Origin of the sequence: Bacteroides sp. 43_46 (assembly GCF_001915455.1) — a bacterium.
GTDB classification, from domain to species: domain Bacteria; phylum Bacteroidota; class Bacteroidia; order Bacteroidales; family Bacteroidaceae; genus Bacteroides; species Bacteroides caccae.
This window is the reverse complement of record NZ_MNQN01000051.1, coordinates 11661-14909: the sequence shown is the minus strand read 5'-3', so window position 1 is coordinate 14909 and position 3249 is coordinate 11661. Positions and strand designations below refer to the sequence as shown.

The 3249-nt window shown below is 40.1% G+C and carries 1 protein-coding gene and 1 pseudogene; both read left to right on the top strand.

Annotation, left to right across the window (positions count from 1 at the left end; all coding sequences use genetic code 11):
- The coding region (locus tag BHV72_RS05535; RefSeq protein ID WP_286855045.1) for a FecR family protein at nucleotides 1-831 on the top strand (831 nt) is incomplete at its 5' end.
- 162 nt (nucleotides 832-993) lie between these two features.
- Nucleotides 994-3249: pseudogene (locus BHV72_RS05530) on the top strand (SusC/RagA family TonB-linked outer membrane protein); the annotation flags it as partial.

Below are 3249 nucleotides of genomic sequence, written 5' to 3'. Positions count from 1 at the left end.
CAGCAGGCGTTACAGAATTTCTGGAGACAAGTGGAACGGCGGAAACACAAACGCATTTGGCGATATATAGGAAAGGTTGCTGCCATATTAGCTCTCCCCGTTCTTATTCTGACTACTATTTATTGGTTTTCAGATAACAGTGATGGAAATGATGCCATTGTGTGGATGGAAGCTCGCGGAAATGACAGTGAAGTTTGTACTGTGCTTTTGCCGGACAGCAGTACGGTTTATTTAAATTCTCAAGCGAAACTAAAGTATCCCACTCACTTTGCTAAGGAACGCAGGGTGTATTTAGATGGAGAAGCCTACTTCGTGGTGCGTAAGCAAAATGGTAAACGTTTCATTGTTCATACTGTTTCAGAGGCTGAAGTTGAAGTGTTGGGAACAGAATTTAATGTCAAGACTAACAGGCAAGGAGCAAGTACGACACTGGTTAGCGGGGCGGTTAAGTTTATTAGCCGAACGGCTGATAAAAAAGAAAGAGCTGTGTTGATACAGCCGGGACAAAAGATTTCTTATGATGCTGAAACGGGGAAATCTAAAGTGGAGGAAGTTGATATAGAAAGAGAAATAGGATGGAAAGACGGAAAAATTGTTCTTGAAGATTGTCCGCTTCAAGAAGCGCTTGATATCTTATCTAAAAAATACCACGTGACATTCCGTATTATCAATGACGAATTGCAAAATAGTCGTTTCACCGGCACAATTAAAAATCAGGGGGTGGAACAGATTATAAAGAATCTTTCTATTTCTTGTCGGTTTAATTATCGTATTGTAAAGAATAATAGTCCGGGAAACGACGGAGCTAAAGCAACAATAGAATTATATTAATCATCTTAATTATTGACGTACTATGAAAGCACCAACTTGAAAAAAGAAACAAAAAAATATAGAAAAGCACTGCCATGCTTTTCTATATTGAAAAAACGAGATCGCTTGTCTGCCAACAAGCAACAATCATTTTTTACCAATCTTAAATCACATTTTAAAGTTATGTATTTATGTAATTACAACCAAAAAAATGTCCGAAAAAATACTTTTTTATGGGCAATTGGTAAAATCCCTTTGTTTATGAGGTTCTTTATTATGTTTATGTTCATGTCCATTGGGATTTCGTATGCTGAGACCGTTCATTCTCAAAATGCGGCTATGGAATTCCGTTTTCAGGATGTGACTATTGAAAAAGCACTCAAGGAAATCGAAAAAAAAACGGGGTACAATTTCTTTTATAATACGAAAGATTTTAACGTTAAGCGGAAGATTTCTTTTTCTGCTAAAGGAATGAATTTGTCCGAAGTTCTTAATGGAATATTTGCGAATTCTCAGGTGGATTATGTGATAAATGGCACAGATATCGTGTTGAAGCGGAGAGAAGAAGTAAGTAATGTAAGCAATGAGAAATACCAGATTAAGGGTTCTGTCCGGGATGGAAATGGAGAACCTGTTATCGGTGCGTCCGTAGTTTTGAAGGGACATACTGAGACCGGTGTCATCACTGATATTGATGGCAACTTCGTGTTGACAGTACCTGCTAAGAAAGTGACATTGAGTATCTCTTATATAGGATATGATCCGGTCAATGTGGAAGCTACGGTAGGCACGTTTGTTAAGGTAGTCATGAAGGAATCTTCACAAACGTTGAATGAAGTGGTCGTAGTAGGCTATGGTACGCAAAAGAAAGAATCAGTAGTTGGTTCGGTACAGATGGTGAAGCCTGACGAACTGAAAGTTCCCAGTTCCCAGTTGTCTACAGGTTTTGCCGGACGTTTGGCTGGTGTGGTTGCCGTACAGCGTTCCGGTGAACCGGGGGCTGATGGGGCCGACTTTTGGATTCGCGGTATTTCTACTTTCAATGGCACAAGGAGTCCATTGATTATCATTGATGGTGTGCAAGCTTCGAGCGGTGACTTGAATGCTATCGATCCGGAAGTTATTGAGAGTTTCTCCGTGTTGAAAGATGCAACGGCTACAGCGCTTTATGGTTCACGTGGTGCAAACGGTGTGATGATTGTCAAAACCAAATCGGGACGTGAAAGTGACAAAGCTATCGTTAATATTCGTTTAGAAAACGCGTATTCCACCCATACCAAAACGCCGAAGTTTGTTGATGGTGTGCGTTATATGGAGATGTACAATGAAGCCGTGTTGACACGTGGTACAGGTGAGGTGCTTTATTCCGACAATAAGATTGCCGGTACAAGGGCAGGATTGGATCCGCTTATTTATCCTAACGTGAATTGGTATGATGAATTGTTCCGTAGCGGGGCTATGAATCAAAATATCAATGTTACTATTCGCGGTGGTTCCAAAAAATTAGATTATTTTAGCAGTGTGTCTGTCAACCATGATAGTGGTGTGTTGCGTAATACCGATGATTTTAGTTATAAAAATAACCTCAACATCATGCGATATGTGTTCCAAAATAACTTCAATCTGAATTTATCTAAATCAAGTAAACTGTCGTTGAACTTGAATGTGCAACTGAGGGACTATTCTGGTCCTACCTCTAATACGAGTGATCTGTTTGGTATGGTTATGGAATCCAATCCGGTTGATTTTCCGGTACGTTTCCCGGATCATTCGTTGGGGTGGAAAATCCGGTGGTAAATATAATAGTGGCTTCCGTAATCCATACGCTGAAATGGCAAGAGGATATCAGTCACAATTTGAAAGTACAGTTATGGCCAACCTGAAATTTGAGCAAAAACTTGATTTCATTACCGAAGGCCTTTCTGCAGAAGCTTTGTTCTCGTTCAAAAACTGGAGTAGTACTAACACCGATCGTTCGGCCGGTTACAATCAGTTTCAGGTAATAAACTATAATACTGACAATTTATCGGACTACACGTTGAATCGAATTGGTTCTGAACAAAGTACTGTATTGCAGACCTCGAATAAATCGAGTGGTGACCGTCGACTCTATATTCAGGCAATGATTAATTATAATCGTACGTTCAATACGGTGCACAATGTATCCGGAATGTTCCTCTACAATCAAGACCAATACAACGGTAACGCTCCTGAGGATCTCATTGAGTCGCTTCCGCAACGCAAGCAAGGATTTGCCGGTCGCGTCACTTATGCTTATGATTACCGCTATATGGCTGAATTGAACTTCGGATACAATGGTAGCGAGAACTTTGCTAAAGGAAACCGTTTTGGTTTCTTCCCTTCCGTGGCAATAGGATACAATATCAGTCGTGAAAAGTTCTTTGAAAAGTTCTCTGATGTGGTGAGTAATTTGAAACT